We start from the raw sequence: 14,592 nt of genomic DNA, 5'->3' as shown, positions 1-14,592 counted from the left end.
TTCGGTAGTTTTTAAATAACTGAAGGTGACGAAACCGGCTAAGCGCCCCCGAAGTTCAGGATGCCGGACGAATCATTTCAAATATCTCGCCGATCTGCGCGTAGTCGCCGCGATAACCCGCGCGCATGATTGGCTGCGCAGCGCGCGTGTCGAAGAGACCGTCCTTCAGATACGCCTTCTGGATGTGCACACCGACCACTTGACCAAGCACGAGCCAGTTGTCCGTCGGCTTGCCATTCAGATCGTGCAGATGCGCGATCTTGAGCAGCTTGCATTCGAGCGCAGCCGGCGATTCACCCACATGCGGCACCGACACGTTGCGCCCTGCGACCGGCGTCAGGCCCGTTAGCTGAAACTCGTCGACATCCGGCGCGACCGGTGCCGACGTAAGGTTCATCTGCTCGGCAAGCGGACGCGTCGCGAGACTCCAGACGAATTCGCGCGTTTCCTCGATATTGCGAAGGCTATCTTTACGGCCTTCACTGCAAAAACCGATGATCGGCGGGAACGCCGCGAATGCGCCGAAGAAGCTGTATGGCGCGAGATTCAACTGACCGCTCGACGAGCGGGTCGAAACCCAGCCTATCAGGCGCGGCGCGACAATCGCCTTGAACGGATCGTGCGGCAGGCCGTGCCCCGCGGCAGGATCGTAAAAATCGACAGCCGGCCCGGAATCGAGTACGTCGACTCCCAATTCACTACTCATGTGCACCCCCAATATCAACAAAACCTCGCGCGCCTGCTGTCGAAGAGATCAGAATCATTGCTTCATAATAATTTAGCTTACCGAACTAATACATGGCGTCCGAGGCCCAAGACTTACTGCACAGCGTGCTATCTCCGAATTGGACTTGCCTGGTCCAATAAATCCGCCGGATCAAACAGATCTTCGCTGGGGGCAATGCTCGTGAGATCCCGACCTCGTGTTTCCGGTAGGAACCCCAACGCAACGAACGCACACAAATAGCCAATGGAGCAGAACAGGGCGATCGAGCCCACAAGGCCCAGATGATCGGCAACAGCGCCAACCAGGGCGACGCTCAGCGCTCCAATCGACTTGCCGACGTTGTACGAGAATCCCATGCAGGTAGTTCGAATCTGAGTTGGGAACAGCTCCGACAACATCGGCCCAATTCCGGCAAATGCACCATTCATGCAGATGCCCACAGGAAGCCCCAACGCTGCCAATATCCACGCGTCCATTGGAATGAACAAGTAACAACCGGTAAGCAGCACGGCGCAGAGACAAAACACTGTCGCGGTGAATCGACGGCCCAGTGAGTCGTTGACGTACGCGAAGCTCACTTGCCCGATGAACGAGCCGGCACTCATCAGGGTCGCCATCACGGCAACCGTCGACACCGGCAAGTGGCGAACCTGAACCAGCATCGTAGGCAGCCAGATCATGATGGCGTAGCTGCTTGCCTGCAGCCCGGTCACCAGAAGCGCGGCGAGAAGACTCGAGCGCCGGACATCCCTGCGAAAGGATGAGCGCCACGTCGCCACGATCGCACCGCCTGTCGCCTTCTTCATTTCGCGGAAGATTTCCGGCTCGGGAATATATCGCCGGATCAGCAGCACGACAAGCGCAGGAATGACGCCAACCCAGAAGGCGGACCTCCACGCAATCGATGAAGGCAGATACGCCAGAAGAACACCCGTGACTACAGCGGCGAGCGCCCAACCAACAGAGAACCCACTCTGAACCAGGCCGAGTGCTTTCCCCCGATGGGCCGGGTTGATCACCTCCGCCATCAAAGCGGCCCCGACCGCCCACTCGGCGCCGAACCCCAAGCCCTGCAAAGCGCGCACGACCAGCAACTGGTGATACGAGCCTGTGAACCCGGCAATGATGCTGAATGCCGTGAACCAGATGATCGAGCCGGTCAAGACGCGTACGCGTCCGTGCCGATCGCTCAAGATTCCCGACACCCATCCTCCAATTGCAGCGGCAAGCAAAGACGAAGTCGCAATCAGACCCGCCTCGGTCCTGGAAAAATGCCACGCCGCCATCAGGGTGGGCAAAAGAAAGGCCAAGACCTGATTGTCAAAACTATCCAGCGTCCAGCCGCTAAAGCATCCCCAGAACGTCCGCCGTTCTGCCGGGGCGGCCGCTCGATACCAATCAAACATCTGCATTTTTATCTCCTCTGTGGAATACCTTGGATGGAACAGTCCGCATTCGCAGAACCGTATCCAACAGCAACATCCTGGGGACCGCGCAACCTCAATGCCCCTGCTTGTCGACTCGACGCGGCTTTGATCTGATCTATTTTTCCTTGGTCAGAGAGCGTCACCGCAAAGGGCGATCGCACTAATCTCTATATACGCTCCATAGTGCAGTTGCCCGCACTGCACCACCGTTCGAGCGGGCGCCGGGTTTCCAATGAACTCCTGGTAAAGCTTGTTCACGCGCGGCCAGATTTCGATGTCGGACACGTATATCTGCACGCTTAAAAGCCTTTCAACATCGGTTCCTGCCGCCAAAAGCACTTCTCGTACGTTCGTAAGCGCCTGCTGAACCTGCGCTTCGAGCCCTTCCGCCAGCGCGGCATTGCCGTCGCTTGTCAGGGGCAGCTGACCTGAAACAAAAACAAAGCCGTTTGCCTTGGTTGCCTGTGCGTAATGCCCCCGCGGCAAAGGCGCTTTCTCGGTCACGATATGTTCTATCAAAACGCTCACCATTAAATAGACATGCTAAATAGTCGTACTTTACGTGCCGAGAAATGAACCTTGAGAGCGTCGCATGCGCGCTGGCCGAGCTGCGAATTCAACCGTAGGAGACCGCAGCCTGCAAATTGGGCCTTCCATCGTCCTCTCGGCAACTCAAGCTCTCAGCGGCGAAACTGCTTTCGTCGATTTGTTCGAAAACGATTTCGATTGAAAGATAGCAGCACAATTTTCAAAATTCAAGCGCCACAAAATAATTATCGAAATCGTTTTCTGTCGATTTTCGTGCACGTAATTTCCCCGATAGCCGCGCCGCGCAAGCGTCTGGGCCGCGAACCACCACTCCTGCTGGCAGGTTTGGTTGAAATCACTGAAGGGGTAAACACTGACGCAAGAATGGTCCGTGGTGCAAGGGCGCAGAGCGGAGACCGAAATCGTTCTCTGTCATGTCAGACTTCAGGGTTCTTGATGCGCCCGGGCTATCGCGTAGAATGTCGAAAATCGTTTTCGATGCCTTGCTCACGGTTGAGTTAGAGAAAATTAGAGAAAATCGGAATGAACATTCAGGAATTTGCGGCCACGCTCAAGCTTTCCATCAGCACTGTGTCGAAGGCTCTGAACGACCGGGACGACGTAAGCCCGGCTACCCGTAAGCGCGTACTGGAGGCCGCAGAGTTGCACGGCTTTTCTCCGGATCCATCGGCGAGCCGCTTGCGCCGGCAATCGGCCGACACTATCGCGTTCGTCGTGTCGCCTCCGCAAACGTCATTCGCTCACCCATTCTTTCTGGATATGTTGATGGGCGTGAATGACGCGATGGATAGCAGCGGGTATCAGGTGATCGTCGCTTCCGCCAGAAGCGTGGAAGCGGAAATTGACGTATTCAAGCGCCTCATAGAACGCCAGCGCGTCGATGCGCTGCTCTTCGGACGCACACGCCGCCAAGACGAACGCATAGCCTACCTTCTCGAGCGCGACATTCCGTTTGTCGCTTTCGGCAGAAGCGACACGTCCGACGATTACGCCTATGTCGATATCGATCATCAGGTCGTGGGTCGCTCCGGTTGTGCACGATTTATCGCACTGGGTCATCGTCGAATCGCCCTTGTCCATGCACCTGAGTACCTGATGTTCAGCCACCACGAGCACGTGGGGTATGCGGAAGCATTGCGCGCGGCAGGGATCAAATACGACAAGACGCTCTGTGTCGAAGCCGCAATATCCGAAGAAGGCGGTGCGGACGCTGCGCGTCGGTTGCTTGAACTCCCCGACCCGCCCACAGCCATTGTGTGCGGCCACGACTTGATCGCCCTGGGCGTGATGCGCGGGATTGCGGAAACAGGCAGGGTGGCGGGTCGTGATGTAGGCGTTATTGGAGGCGACAATCATCCAATCGGGCGCTATATACAGCCTTCGCTGACAACCTTTTCGGCTGAGACGCACCGCGCTGGCAAGCGGATGGCGGAAATGTTGCTTGAGAGGCTGGCGGGCCGGCCACCCAAGGATCTTCAGGAGGTTTGGACGCCTGAGTTGATCATTCGTGCGTCTGACGGTCCTCATCGTGCCCAGGGTTCGAGTCCCGCAGAGAGCAAGCCAAACCCGCCCAAGCGATCACGCGCTCTTCGAGCTTAAGCGGCGCGGCGGTGGTTCGTCGCCCGTTTATTTGACCTGAGCAAGGCAGGTCAAATAAACAGACCGGCCGCAAAGCCGTCATCCCGTTGACATGCACAGTTCAACCTTCAGTAAGCGTCCGCACTGAAGTCAACGCTTCCCCTGTATGAATCGTTTAAGTGAAATCGCCGCCTCGACACGGCGGCTGTTATCTGCTGGAAATCTCGTCGAAACGCAATCGCAAGACTATCGCAAGACATAAGGAGCAGGATCGTGCGTTTATGGACAAAGCCGGCCATTCCCCTCCTTCTATTGCTTGCGGCATGCATTGCCCATGCTCAAGCGGGTCCCGTTTTCTCCGCTAGCGGATACGCCGCCGACGCCTATGGCGCACAGGAAAACTACCCGCTGCCGGCGCCGGGAAAAGCACGGACACAAAAGGAGTTCGTGGGTTACTACACGCACTTCGCCCAGGTAAGGTCCGTGGACGAAATCGCCAGGGGAACCGGTGCAGCATCGCCGTTAAAACGCGCCGATAACGAACTGCCGCTTCTCTACCCCTACGATGGCCACATCAGGACCATCGACAGCTATCTCGACCGGAACCCGGTCACTGCATTGCTGATCGCCCGCGACGACACCATTCTCTACGAGCATTATCGATACGATCGCAAGGACGATGACACGTTCATGTCGCAGTCGATGGCCAAGACCATCGTGGGCATGCTGGTCGGCATTGCTGTCTCCGAGGGTGCTATCCGGTCCATCGACGATCATGCGGACGTGTATGTTCCCGAACTGGCCAACACCGCGTATGGCGAGACGTCGATTCGCAATCTGCTGCACATGTCGTCGGGCGTTGTATTCCACGAAAACAGCATGGCCGGCGACGACCGCGACAAGCTCGGGCGGGATTTGTTGAACGCCAAGGGCGTGGGCGCGATCGCGGCCGTCAAGCGCTTCAACGTGCGCCAGCGCGAGCCGGGCACTCACTTCAACTACGCGAGCATTGAGACCGAGGTCCTCGGCCTGGTCATTAGTCACGCGGTCCACATGTCGGTTGCGCAATATGCAAGCGAGCGCATCTGGCAAAAGATGGGCATGGAGTCCGACGCCTCGTGGGGAAAAGATCCGACCGGACAAGATATTACGTACTGCTGTGTCAGTTCCACACTGCGTGACTGGGCTCGCCTTGGCCTGATGATGGCGCATGACGGAATGTGGAACGGCCAGCAGATCGTCCCGCGCCAATGGCTGCTCGATGCAACCACGGTGAGCTCACCCACGAGCTTCCTCGCGCCGGGGCGCGCGACCACGGTATTGGGCTACGGTTATCAGGTGTGGATACTGCCCGGCGATCATCGCGTGTTTGCGCTGCTTGGCATGGACGGGCAGAGGATCATTGTCGACCCGCGCTCGAAGCTCGTGCTGGTTCAGACTGCTGTGTGGACCAACGATCACGATCCGGACATGCTCGAAATCTTCGCGCTATGGAACGCGCTTGTCGCGCAATATGGCTAGCGGCCTTCAGACCGTCATAACCTGTATAGCGCGACAGCATTGTCGTGAAACAGCGCCAGGCGCTGGAGCGGCTTCAAGTCTGTGACCATCGACTTGAAGCCGTCGAATAGCATATTCAACTTCACCACCACGCTGTCCACCGGGAAGTTGCTTGCGAACATACATCGTTCGACACCGAAGATTTCAATCGCATCCTGCACTATCGGACGATTGCGTTCGACACTCCAAGGCACGCCTCGCTCGCCGATGCCGGATATCTTGAGCCTGACGTTCGTACACCCAGCGAGCTGTGCAAGCGCAGTCCGCCAAGCTTGCAAGCCCTCGACGCTCCGGTCCGCAGGCAACCCCGTATGGTTCACGATGATCGTCACGCCGGGGAAATCCCGCGCGAGCTCCACGGCTTCGGTGAAGTGCCACCATGGCGCCTGAAGCTCGAACATCAGGCCGCTGGCAGCGAGCAGCGCATACCCCGCGCGCCATCGGTCGCAACGCATCGACCCGGGCGCGGCGAACGTTGCCGTATGGTCGCTACGCGGCACCGCCGTGGGCTTGTGGCGTACGCTTCGCACGAGTGGCATCGAACGATACTCGCGCAGCACGTCAGCCACGTCATCGCGGTCGAGCCAGACTTGCCCGGCCATCGCATTTGGAAAACCGCAGCGCGCATTCAACGTAGTTGCCCAGCGCGCTTCGCCAAGCGGATCGCGCGGGTCCCACTCGCCTTCCATCATGACCGTCTTCACGACGCGATGCGGTGCAGCCAGCGCGAAATAATCCTCAGGCAAGAAGTCCCGGCAAATCGCTTCGTAGTCGCCGTAGCGAAACTGAATCCGCGGGAGATCGCGCAGCCACGGATGATAATTTCGCTGCAGGTCCCAGAAGTGATGATGCGCGTCGACTATCGGCAAGTCGGCATTGTCGCCGCTTTGCAGGAAGCGTTCGCGCATTGCGTCGATGGGCATGGGCATCGTCGTCAGCCCATGCGGGCAAGCGCCATCTGTGTGACGATATCGAATGCCTTCTGCGTTGCACCTACGTCCGCGCGGCCCTGGCCGTGGATATCGAAAGCCGTGCCGTGCGCCGGGGTCGCGATTGGCACTGGTAACCCTCCGTGCACCGTGACGCCACGCCAGAAGCCCATCAGCTTCATCGCGATCTGGCCTTGGTCGTGGTACATGGTGACCACGCCGTCGAACGCTTTCTGGTCCCGGGCACGCACGAAGATTGTGTCGGCCGGGAAGGGTCCCTGAGCGTCAAACCCGAGCTTGCGGGCTTCATCTACGGCCGGCGCGATCACGTCGATCTCCTCGCGGCCGAACGCGCCGTTGTCGCCGTTATGCGGATTGAAGCCGCACACTGCAATGCGCGGCGCCGGGTTGCCCGCACGCTTGAGACCATCGTGAATCAACCGTACGGCGTTGATGATCCGCTCAGCCGAAAGCTTCGCGCTTACGTCCTTCAGCGCGATGTGCGAGGTCACGCGGGAAGTCCACAATTCGTCGAGCACGTTGAACTCACAGAACGCGCCGGTGTAGCCAAGCTGCTGAGCGAACCATTCCATCTCGTCGCCAGTCTGCATGCCCGCCATGTGCAGCGAGGTCTTGTTGACCGGCGCAAACAGCATCCCCTGCGTGCGATTCGCCTTGGTCAATGCCAGCGCTTGCTTGAATGATTCCAGGCTGTAACGGCCGCCGCGTTCAGTAGAAACGGCTCGCTCGTATGGAGCGTCGTCGGCCAAGCGAAAGTCGATCAGCGACGGCGTGCCCGTGCCCGTCAATGCGGCTTGTTCGTTGGCCACGACCGTGTATTCAAACCGCTGCCCCGCGATCTCCATACCCATCTGGAGTTCACGCCGGTCTCCAATGATGAGCAGGTCGGCGCGCGCCCGGTTCTCCGGTTTGGCGAGCAAACGCGCGATGAGTTCAGGGCCGATTCCGGCGGGGTCGCCAAGCAATACTGCAATACGAGGTGTCATGCGTTTCACCCTATGTTCAATGAGTGCGGCGCAGATCGATAGCGATCGATCCGATGATGTAAACCAGCGCACAGGCGCTATAGAACTGCAGGACGATATCGAACGAACCCGTGCGCTGCAGGATGAAGCCGGTGATCAGCGGAATTGAAATACCGCCCACACTCCCGGCGCAATTCATCAATGCGCCCAGCAGGCCAACCCGCCGGGGACTGGCGAGCAGCGACGGGCGATACGGCTTTGCATGGCTGTCTCCGGTTCTGATGGTGACGATCAGCGCTAAAGGCTGCCGGTCACTCGATGATGTTGAAGTCGTCGAGATACTTGTCGCTCAGGGTGATGCCGAGCCCCGGCGTCTCGTCGGAGAGTTGCAGGAAACCGTTCTCCGGTTGCGGCTCGCCCTCGAAGATGTAGTAGAACAATTCGTTGCCTACTTCAACGTCGAACACCGGGAAGAACTCGGACATCGGGCTCGCCGTGCTCGACATGGTCAGGTGGTAGTTATGCATCTGGCCCGCATGCGGGATCACCGGCACCGACCATGCTTCCGCCATCGCGTTGATCTTGCGCGCGGCCGTGATGCCGCCCACGCGATTCGTGTCGTACTGGATCACGTCCACCGCGCGGCGTTCGAGCAGGTCCTTGAAACCATAGCTCGTGAATTCGTGTTCGCCGCCGGACACGGGAATGATGTTCATCTTCTTCAGTTCCTGATACCCCTCGACGTCATCGCCAATCACCGGCTCCTCGATCCAGCGCGGATTGAATTCGGCCAGGCGCGGCAGCATGCGGCGCGCGTATTCGAGCGTCCAGCCCATGTAGCATTCGACCATGATGTCGATGTCGTCACCTGCCAGTTCACGCAGCAGCCGCACTTGTTCCAGGTTCTTCGCCATGCCCTTGGGTCCGTCCTTCGGACCGTAGCCGAAGCGCATCTTCATCGCGGTGAAACCCTGGTCGAGATACCCTTGCGCTTCGGCGAGGAACACATCGCGGTCATCGTTGTTATAAAGCTTCGACGCGTAACACCAGATCTTCTCCTTCGTGCGCCCACCGAGCAGCTTGAACACCGGCTTGTTGACCGCCTTGCCCATGATGTCCCACAGCGCAATGTCCACGGCCGAGATCGCGGCCATGCCGATCCCCTTGCGGCCCCATGCGTGAGTGCGCCGGTACATCTTCTGCCAGATGTATTCGTTGTCGAACGGGTCTTCGCCAATCGCGATAGGCGCGAGGTATTCATCGACGATCTGCTTCGCAATGCGCGGTGCGAGCGCGCAGTTGCCAATGCCGATGGTGCCGTCGTCGCACTCCACTTCCACCACGAGCCAGCCGTGAAAGCGGAACGAACCCATCGCGTCGCCACGCTCGTAGAGAATGTCCACGGCATTCGTGCAGAAATGCGCTTGCGGCGGCACGACCTTGCCTTTCCACTCAAAGACGCGCGTGCGGATATGCTTGATTTTCATGGTCTGACTCTCCTCGAAGAAGTGAATGACTTAATGGACTCAATGGCTCGGCCGTTTTTTACCAAGCGGTGCGGCGGAATCGATTGAACCGGTGGACTGTGCCGAAGCAGAATTGAACGCGAGCAGCAGGGCCGCGCCGATCAGCCCGGCGACCGCAAGCGCGAACATCCCCGCCTCCGGTGAGCCAACCATGCGCTCAGCCAGTCCCTTCAGATTTGGGGCAACGAAGCCGCCCAGGTTGCCGATCGAATTGATGAGCGCGATGCCGCCCGCGGCAGCGGCGCCGCCAAGATAGCCCGTCGGCAAGGTCCAGAAGAGTGGCTGCACCGAGACGAAGCCAATCGCGGCAACGCAGAACGCGATCACGGCCAGCGTAAGCGAAGCGGTCATTGCCGATGCCGCGATACCTAACGCCGCGAGCGTGAGCATGGCGGCGGCAAACGTCCGGTGATGTCCCACGCGGTCAGCAATGCGGGTGACGACGAAGGTCCCGGCAATCGCTGCAATCCATGGAATGGCGGTGATCAAACCGACCTTCGTCCCCACATGGCCGCCGGTCAGTCCGGCAATGCGCGTTGGCAAATAGAAGACCACGCCATAGACGCTGATCTGCACCGTGAAGTAGATGAAGCTGAAGAAGAGCACACGGGTATCGCGTAATGCAGCGAGCACCGAGGCGGGTCCGTGTGCGAGCTTGCGTTCGTCCTCGTCACGCAGTGCGCGGGACAATGCATCGCGTTGCGCGTCGCTGAGCCAGCGTGCATCGGCGGGACGATCGGTCAGGTAGAAGTAGGCGATCACACCGACCACCGAAGCCGCCACGCCTTCGACCACGAACAGCCATTGCCAAGGATGCAGCCCGAATGGATTCGACGCATCGAGCAAGAGGCCCGACACCGGACTGCCGAGCAGCAGTGCAAGCGGAAAGCCGAAGTAGAACGCGCCCATGGTTTGCGAGCGCGTCCTGGCCGGAAACCAGTTTGAAAGAAACAGGATGATGCCGGGGAAGAATCCCGCCTCGGCTATCCCGAGCAGGACACGCAACGCGTAGAAGCTCGTTGCATCGTGAGCCAGCGCCGTGCATGCCGAGACAATGCCCCACGTCACCATGATGCGGCTCATCCAGACGCGCGCGCCGAAGCGGTACATGAGGAGATTGCTGGGTACCTCGAAGATCGCATAACCGATGAAGAAGACCCCCGCGCCAAACGCGAATGCTGCGTCGCTCAAGCCCGTGTCGGCTTGCAGGACACTCTTGGCGAACCCCACGTTGGCACGGTCGATGAAGGCCAGTACGTACATCAGTACCAGGAATGGCAGCAGCCGCGAACGTGCTCGGCCAATAGCGCTGTCAAGCGCCGTATCGCGGGTTGCGATCATTGATTCGTCTCCTGAGTTTTTGTCGCACGCTGCTCGCTGGCGGCTCGTTCGTCGCTCACCAGGTCGAGGGTTTTTGTGCGTGTCGTTTGATACCCGTAGTGTGCGAAACTACGCGATAACTGACTATTGAATTAATCGCATCGCTCTATTCCCTGGAGTTATCGCTCGCATGATCGCGCCCGCATCCACCATCCGCAAGCGCTTGCGCCTGCGCCACCTGCAACTCATGGTGGCGCTCTCGGAGTTCGAATCGCTGCGACGCGCCGCCGACGAACTCGCGATGACCCAGCCCGCCGCGACCAAGGCGCTGCAGGAACTGGAGGACACAGTTGGCGTGTCGCTGTTCGTGCGGCATGCGCGCGGCATGGAGCCGACCATCTTCGGCGAAGCGGTGATGCGCTATGCGCGCGTGGTGTTTGAAGATCTCGATGAACTGCGTGAGGAACTGGCCGCGATCGAAGCCGGTGATATCGGCAAGGTGCGCATTGGCGCCGTGATGGCGCCCGCGCCCGAGCTGTTGACGCACGCCATTGTGTCGCTGAAAGAGGCGCATCCGCGCCTGCAGATCTCCGTGCAGATCGATACCAGCGACGTGCTCGTGCAGGCGTTGCAGCAAGACCAGCTCGATATCGTGATCGGCCGGATTCCCGATGGTTTCCCCGCGCTTGATCTGAGTTTCGAGACCTTGTCAGAAGAGGCTTTATCGATTGTCGCCCGTCCGGATCATCCTGCGGCGAAGGCCGCGGCACGGCCCAAGCTTGTGGAGCTGGCGCAGTACCCGTGGATCGTGCAGCCGCATCCGAGCCCGATGCGCCAGATCATCGACCAGACCTTTCGCGAGTCGCGCGTGGCGCCGCCTGTCAGTACTGTCGAGACCTCGTCGATCCTCACCACGCTCTCGCTCTTGCGCGACTCCGACATGCTGGCGGTGTTGCCAAGTTCGGTCGCGCAGTACTACGTCGCGCTGAACACCATGACCTCATTGCCAACGCCGTTGCGTGGAAGGCTCGCACCGTATGGGCTGATTCTTCGCAAGAATCGCCGGATCAGGCCGGCGACTCAACTCGTGATCGATGTGATCCGCAGTGGAGGAGCGCTTGCTCAGTGACCGGGGCGGTCCGCCAGCTTAAGTCCGTGGCGGGTTGCATCGTCTTCATCTGCGCCTTGATCCAGCGCGATATCCGGACGCATGAAGAACGTCATCACGATGCCGAGCGCAAGCAGGCCGACTGAACCGGCGAACGGCAACGTCCAGCTTCCGGTGTGATCCACCACGAAGCCAAATACGATTGGCGAGAAGATACCTGCTATTGCCGAGCCCGCATTCACCAGGCCGCTCGCGATGCCGACATGTTTGGGCGTAATGTCCATCGGCACGGCCCAGATGGGTCCAATGGTCATCTCCAGGAAGAAGAACGACAGGCTCATGGATGCAGCCATGACCGGCAACGACTTGACGAACAGCACCGGCGTGAGGAACACGAGTGCACCCAGAAACGCTCCGATGATAACGTTACGCCGCGCCGCCACTACGTTGTGCGTACGCTTCAATATGCGGTCGCTCAGCACGCCGCCCGCCGTATTGCCGACCACGCCGGAGAGGAATACGCCGGCTGAAAACAGCGCGGAGCTTTTCAGGTCGAGGCCACGGCCATGCATGAAAAACGTCGGCAACCATGTGAAGAATAACCAGCCGGTCCAGCCATAGCAGAAGTACACAATCATGGTCGGGCCGATGCGCTTGAGCAGCCGCCGCCACGGAACCGGGCCGTGAGTTTTCTCAACCACGACCTTGCCTTCGGGCGGCAAGCCGAGTGCTTCGCCTGCGGTCATATGCCGATGCTTGCGCGGGTTATCGGTGAAATACCATGCATAGGCGCATACCCAGATCGCAGTCAGCACGCCGACGAGGATGAACGACGCACGCCATGATGCGAACGCCACGAGCATCGCGATCAACGGCGGCGTCAGTGCGTTGCCGAGGCGTGAGAACGAATGCGTGAGACCTTGCACGAAGCCGCGCTTCTCGGCCGGAAACCAGTTGGTCAAAGCACGCGCTTGCGCCGGCAGCGCTGCGCCCTCGCCAACGCCCAGCAACATCCGCGCGCAAAATAACGTGACGACCCCGCCCGCGAAACCGGTAGCGACAGTCGCAACGATCCAGATGGACGCGCAGATGATCAGGGTGGTTTTCGCACCGAAGCGATCGCTGAGCCAGCCGCCGATTACCTGGCAGATCGCGTACGTGTAGGCGAAGGCGGCGAAGACGAGGCCGACGTCGGTGTTGGTGAGATGCAGGTCATCGCGAATCAGGCCGGCGGCGGCCGAGAGATTCACGCGATCCAGATACATGATGAACGACATCGCGCACATGAGCGCGAGGATTGACCGGCTGACCTTGGGTCGATGGAACATGTGTCTCCTCTTCCTTCACTGTTGCGCCTTGGGGCGCTTCTTATGCGAGGCACTCAGGCTTCGCGTATTAGCCGAAGCACTTGGAGACAAAGTCTGTTCAATCCAGCGATATCCGTCTAGTGAAAATATCTGATGTGGCGATTCCTTTTACTTATAGGTCGGCGCGGCCATGAAATGCTAAACGGCGCCCGTGGGCGCCGCCTGACATGCGATTCGGCACGCTGTTGCGCGCCCTACTTAAACCCCGGTCCCGCTGCAACCAGACGCGGCTCCGGCATGCGCTCGCCGCTTCTCGCCAGCCAGCACACCACGCCCGCCGCGACGATGTCGAACACCGCGAGTACGACAAACAGCGGACTGTAGCCTACCTGCGTGACCAATACACCGAACAGCGCCGTGAACGCGGCGGCTCCAAGGTACCCCGCCATGCCGCCCATGCCCGTTGCGGTCGCGACTTCGTTCTTGCCGAATAGGTCCGACGTAATGGCGTACAGCGCGCCCGATAACGTCTGATGGGCGAAGCCGCCGACGCACAGAAGCGCAACAGCCGCGTAAGGACTGGCCACCAGTCCGACGCATGCCGGCCCGATCATGCAGAGCGCACCAAAGACGAAGACCATCTTGCGCGACGTGAACAAAGAAACTTTGGCGTACTTATGGAATAGCGGACTGAGGTAGCCGCCAAGGACGCAACCAATGTCGGCCGCCAGGAAAGGCATCCACGCATACAGCGCGACTTCCTTCAGGTTCATGTGCCGCTCGGTCATCATGTAGAGCGGAATCCACGCGTTGAAAGTCTGCCAGGCCGGCTCGGACAGAATCCGCGGAATACCGATCGCCCAGAAGTTGCGGCTGCCCAGCATCTCGGACCAGCGTTTCTTGGGCGCGCTGTCATCGCTGTGCTTGGCCTCCTGCCCGCTGAGGATGTAATCCCGTTCAGCATCGCCGAGCAGCTTCTGCTTGCGCGGATGCTTGTACATCAGCATCCACAGCGCGCTCCAGGCCACACCCAGCACGCCGACGATCAGGAACGCCCATTGCCATTGCCCATGCATCAACGCCCACACGACCAGAGGCGGCGCGAGCAGCGCGCCAATGGACGAGCCGATGTTGAACCAGCCGATAGCCACCGAGCGCTCCTTGGCCGGGAACCATTCGCTCGTCGCCTTCACGCCTGCGGGAATGCCGGCCGACTCGGCAATGCCGAGCACGCCACGAAAGAACGCAAGGCTTTGCCAGTTGGTCGACCATGCAGCCGCCGCGCAGGCCAGGGACCAGGCAAGCGCGAAAGCCGCAAATCCGATCTTGGTGCCGACGGTGTCAAGCACATAGCCCGCGACCGGCTGCATGAACGCATAGCAAAGTTGCCATGCCACCACGACATGCGAGTACTGTGCGGTCGTGATATTCAGGTCTTTCATCAGTGTCGGCGCCGCCACCGAGAGCGTGTTGCGCGCGAGGTAATTGATGATCAGACCGGCCGCTACCAGGCTCACCATCCACCAGCGGATGCCCTTGATTTTCATTGCTGTCTCCTTTCGATGCTTTTGCTTT

Annotated in this window: 13 protein-coding genes; 3 read left to right on the top strand and 10 right to left on the bottom strand. The window is 59.6% G+C overall.

The features are described from left to right. Positions 1-55: 55 nt before the first annotated feature. The 3 genes from ACSOSP_RS26490 to ACSOSP_RS26480 form a co-directional block, all read right to left on the bottom strand. Positions 56-706 carry a flavin reductase family protein gene (locus ACSOSP_RS26490; protein ID WP_455311361.1) on the bottom strand — a complete coding sequence of 217 codons (651 nt, stop codon included), beginning with the start codon at positions 704-706 and terminating at the stop codon, positions 56-58. Between the two features lie 128 nt (positions 707-834). Beyond that, on the bottom strand, positions 835-2,139 hold the full coding sequence (locus ACSOSP_RS26485; RefSeq protein WP_455311360.1) for an MFS transporter: 1,305 nt from the start codon (positions 2,137-2,139) through the stop codon (positions 835-837). Between the two features lie 144 nt (positions 2,140-2,283). After that, positions 2,284-2,658: a RidA family protein gene (locus ACSOSP_RS26480; RefSeq protein WP_455311358.1), complete on the bottom strand. Its 375-nt coding sequence runs from the start codon at positions 2,656-2,658 to the stop codon at positions 2,284-2,286. A gap of 567 nt (positions 2,659-3,225) precedes the next feature. Here ACSOSP_RS26480 and ACSOSP_RS26475 point away from each other — a divergent pair. Beyond that, a complete protein-coding gene (locus tag ACSOSP_RS26475; RefSeq protein WP_455311357.1) occupies positions 3,226-4,302 on the top strand; it encodes a substrate-binding domain-containing protein in 1,077 nt (358 codons plus the stop codon). Positions 4,303-4,554: 252 nt separating this feature from the next. Continuing rightward, positions 4,555-5,802, top strand: a complete 1,248-nt coding sequence (locus ACSOSP_RS26470; RefSeq protein ID WP_455311355.1) for a serine hydrolase domain-containing protein — start codon at positions 4,555-4,557, stop codon at positions 5,800-5,802. Positions 5,803-5,816: 14 nt separating this feature from the next. On the opposite strand, the gene ACSOSP_RS26465 is transcribed toward ACSOSP_RS26470, so the two are convergent. The 5 genes from ACSOSP_RS26465 to ACSOSP_RS26445 all read right to left on the bottom strand — a co-directional run bounded on the left by ACSOSP_RS26465 (position 5,817) and on the right by ACSOSP_RS26445 (position 10,623). After that, positions 5,817-6,764: an amidohydrolase family protein gene (locus ACSOSP_RS26465; protein WP_455311354.1), complete on the bottom strand. Its 948-nt coding sequence runs from the start codon at positions 6,762-6,764 to the stop codon at positions 5,817-5,819. Between the two features lie 11 nt (positions 6,765-6,775). Then, on the bottom strand, positions 6,776-7,777 hold the full coding sequence (locus ACSOSP_RS26460) for a 4-hydroxythreonine-4-phosphate dehydrogenase PdxA (protein ID WP_455311353.1): 1,002 nt from the start codon (positions 7,775-7,777) through the stop codon (positions 6,776-6,778). Positions 7,778-7,793: 16 nt separating this feature from the next. Further along, positions 7,794-7,955 (bottom strand): hypothetical protein, encoded by a 162-nt coding sequence (locus tag ACSOSP_RS26455; RefSeq protein ID WP_455311351.1) that lies wholly within the window; start codon positions 7,953-7,955, stop codon positions 7,794-7,796. Between the two features lie 112 nt (positions 7,956-8,067). Next, entirely contained in the window at positions 8,068-9,243 is a 1,176-nt protein-coding gene (locus ACSOSP_RS26450; RefSeq protein ID WP_031357667.1) for an L-rhamnonate dehydratase, read from the bottom strand. Between the two features lie 39 nt (positions 9,244-9,282). Continuing rightward, positions 9,283-10,623: an MFS transporter gene (locus ACSOSP_RS26445; RefSeq protein WP_455311350.1), complete on the bottom strand. Its 1,341-nt coding sequence runs from the start codon at positions 10,621-10,623 to the stop codon at positions 9,283-9,285. Positions 10,624-10,792: 169 nt separating this feature from the next. Here ACSOSP_RS26445 and ACSOSP_RS26440 point away from each other — a divergent pair, with 169 nt between their 5' ends. Beyond that, a complete protein-coding gene (locus ACSOSP_RS26440) occupies positions 10,793-11,731 on the top strand; it encodes a LysR family transcriptional regulator (protein WP_455311348.1) in 939 nt (312 codons plus the stop codon). Here the strand turns inward: ACSOSP_RS26440 and ACSOSP_RS26435 are convergent. Beyond that, complete coding sequence (locus ACSOSP_RS26435; protein ID WP_455311347.1) at positions 11,725-13,038, bottom strand: MFS transporter; 1,314 nt, start codon at positions 13,036-13,038, stop codon at positions 11,725-11,727. The genes ACSOSP_RS26440 and ACSOSP_RS26435 overlap by 7 nt on opposite strands. Before the next feature lie 233 nt (positions 13,039-13,271). Beyond that, entirely contained in the window at positions 13,272-14,564 is a 1,293-nt protein-coding gene (locus ACSOSP_RS26430; protein WP_455311345.1) for an MFS transporter, read from the bottom strand. Positions 14,565-14,592 lie beyond the last annotated feature (28 nt).

This window comes from Caballeronia sp. KNU42 (assembly GCF_053760385.1).
This window is presented reverse-complemented; position numbering and strand designations above follow the sequence as displayed.

Excerpts from the sequence above, each read along its gene's own strand:
- ACSOSP_RS26490 (WP_455311361.1), bottom strand. The coding sequence starts at position 706 with ATGAGTAGTGAATTGGGAGTCGACGTACTCGATTCCGGGCCGGCTGTC.
- ACSOSP_RS26485 (WP_455311360.1), bottom strand. The coding sequence starts at position 2,139 with ATGCAGATGTTTGATTGGTATCGAGCGGCCGCCCCGGCAGAACGGCGG.
- ACSOSP_RS26475 (WP_455311357.1), top strand. The coding sequence starts at position 3,226 with ATGAACATTCAGGAATTTGCGGCCACGCTCAAGCTTTCCATCAGCACT.
- ACSOSP_RS26465 (WP_455311354.1), bottom strand. The coding sequence starts at position 6,764 with ATGCCCATCGACGCAATGCGCGAACGCTTCCTGCAAAGCGGCGACAAT.
- ACSOSP_RS26460 (WP_455311353.1), bottom strand. The coding sequence starts at position 7,777 with ATGACACCTCGTATTGCAGTATTGCTTGGCGACCCCGCCGGAATCGGC.
- ACSOSP_RS26455 (WP_455311351.1), bottom strand. The coding sequence starts at position 7,955 with ATGAATTGCGCCGGGAGTGTGGGCGGTATTTCAATTCCGCTGATCACC.
- ACSOSP_RS26450 (WP_031357667.1), bottom strand. The coding sequence starts at position 9,243 with ATGAAAATCAAGCATATCCGCACGCGCGTCTTTGAGTGGAAAGGCAAG.
- ACSOSP_RS26445 (WP_455311350.1), bottom strand. The coding sequence starts at position 10,623 with ATGATCGCAACCCGCGATACGGCGCTTGACAGCGCTATTGGCCGAGCA.
- ACSOSP_RS26440 (WP_455311348.1), top strand. The coding sequence starts at position 10,793 with ATGATCGCGCCCGCATCCACCATCCGCAAGCGCTTGCGCCTGCGCCAC.
- ACSOSP_RS26435 (WP_455311347.1), bottom strand. The coding sequence starts at position 13,038 with ATGTTCCATCGACCCAAGGTCAGCCGGTCAATCCTCGCGCTCATGTGC.
- ACSOSP_RS26430 (WP_455311345.1), bottom strand. The coding sequence starts at position 14,564 with ATGAAAATCAAGGGCATCCGCTGGTGGATGGTGAGCCTGGTAGCGGCC.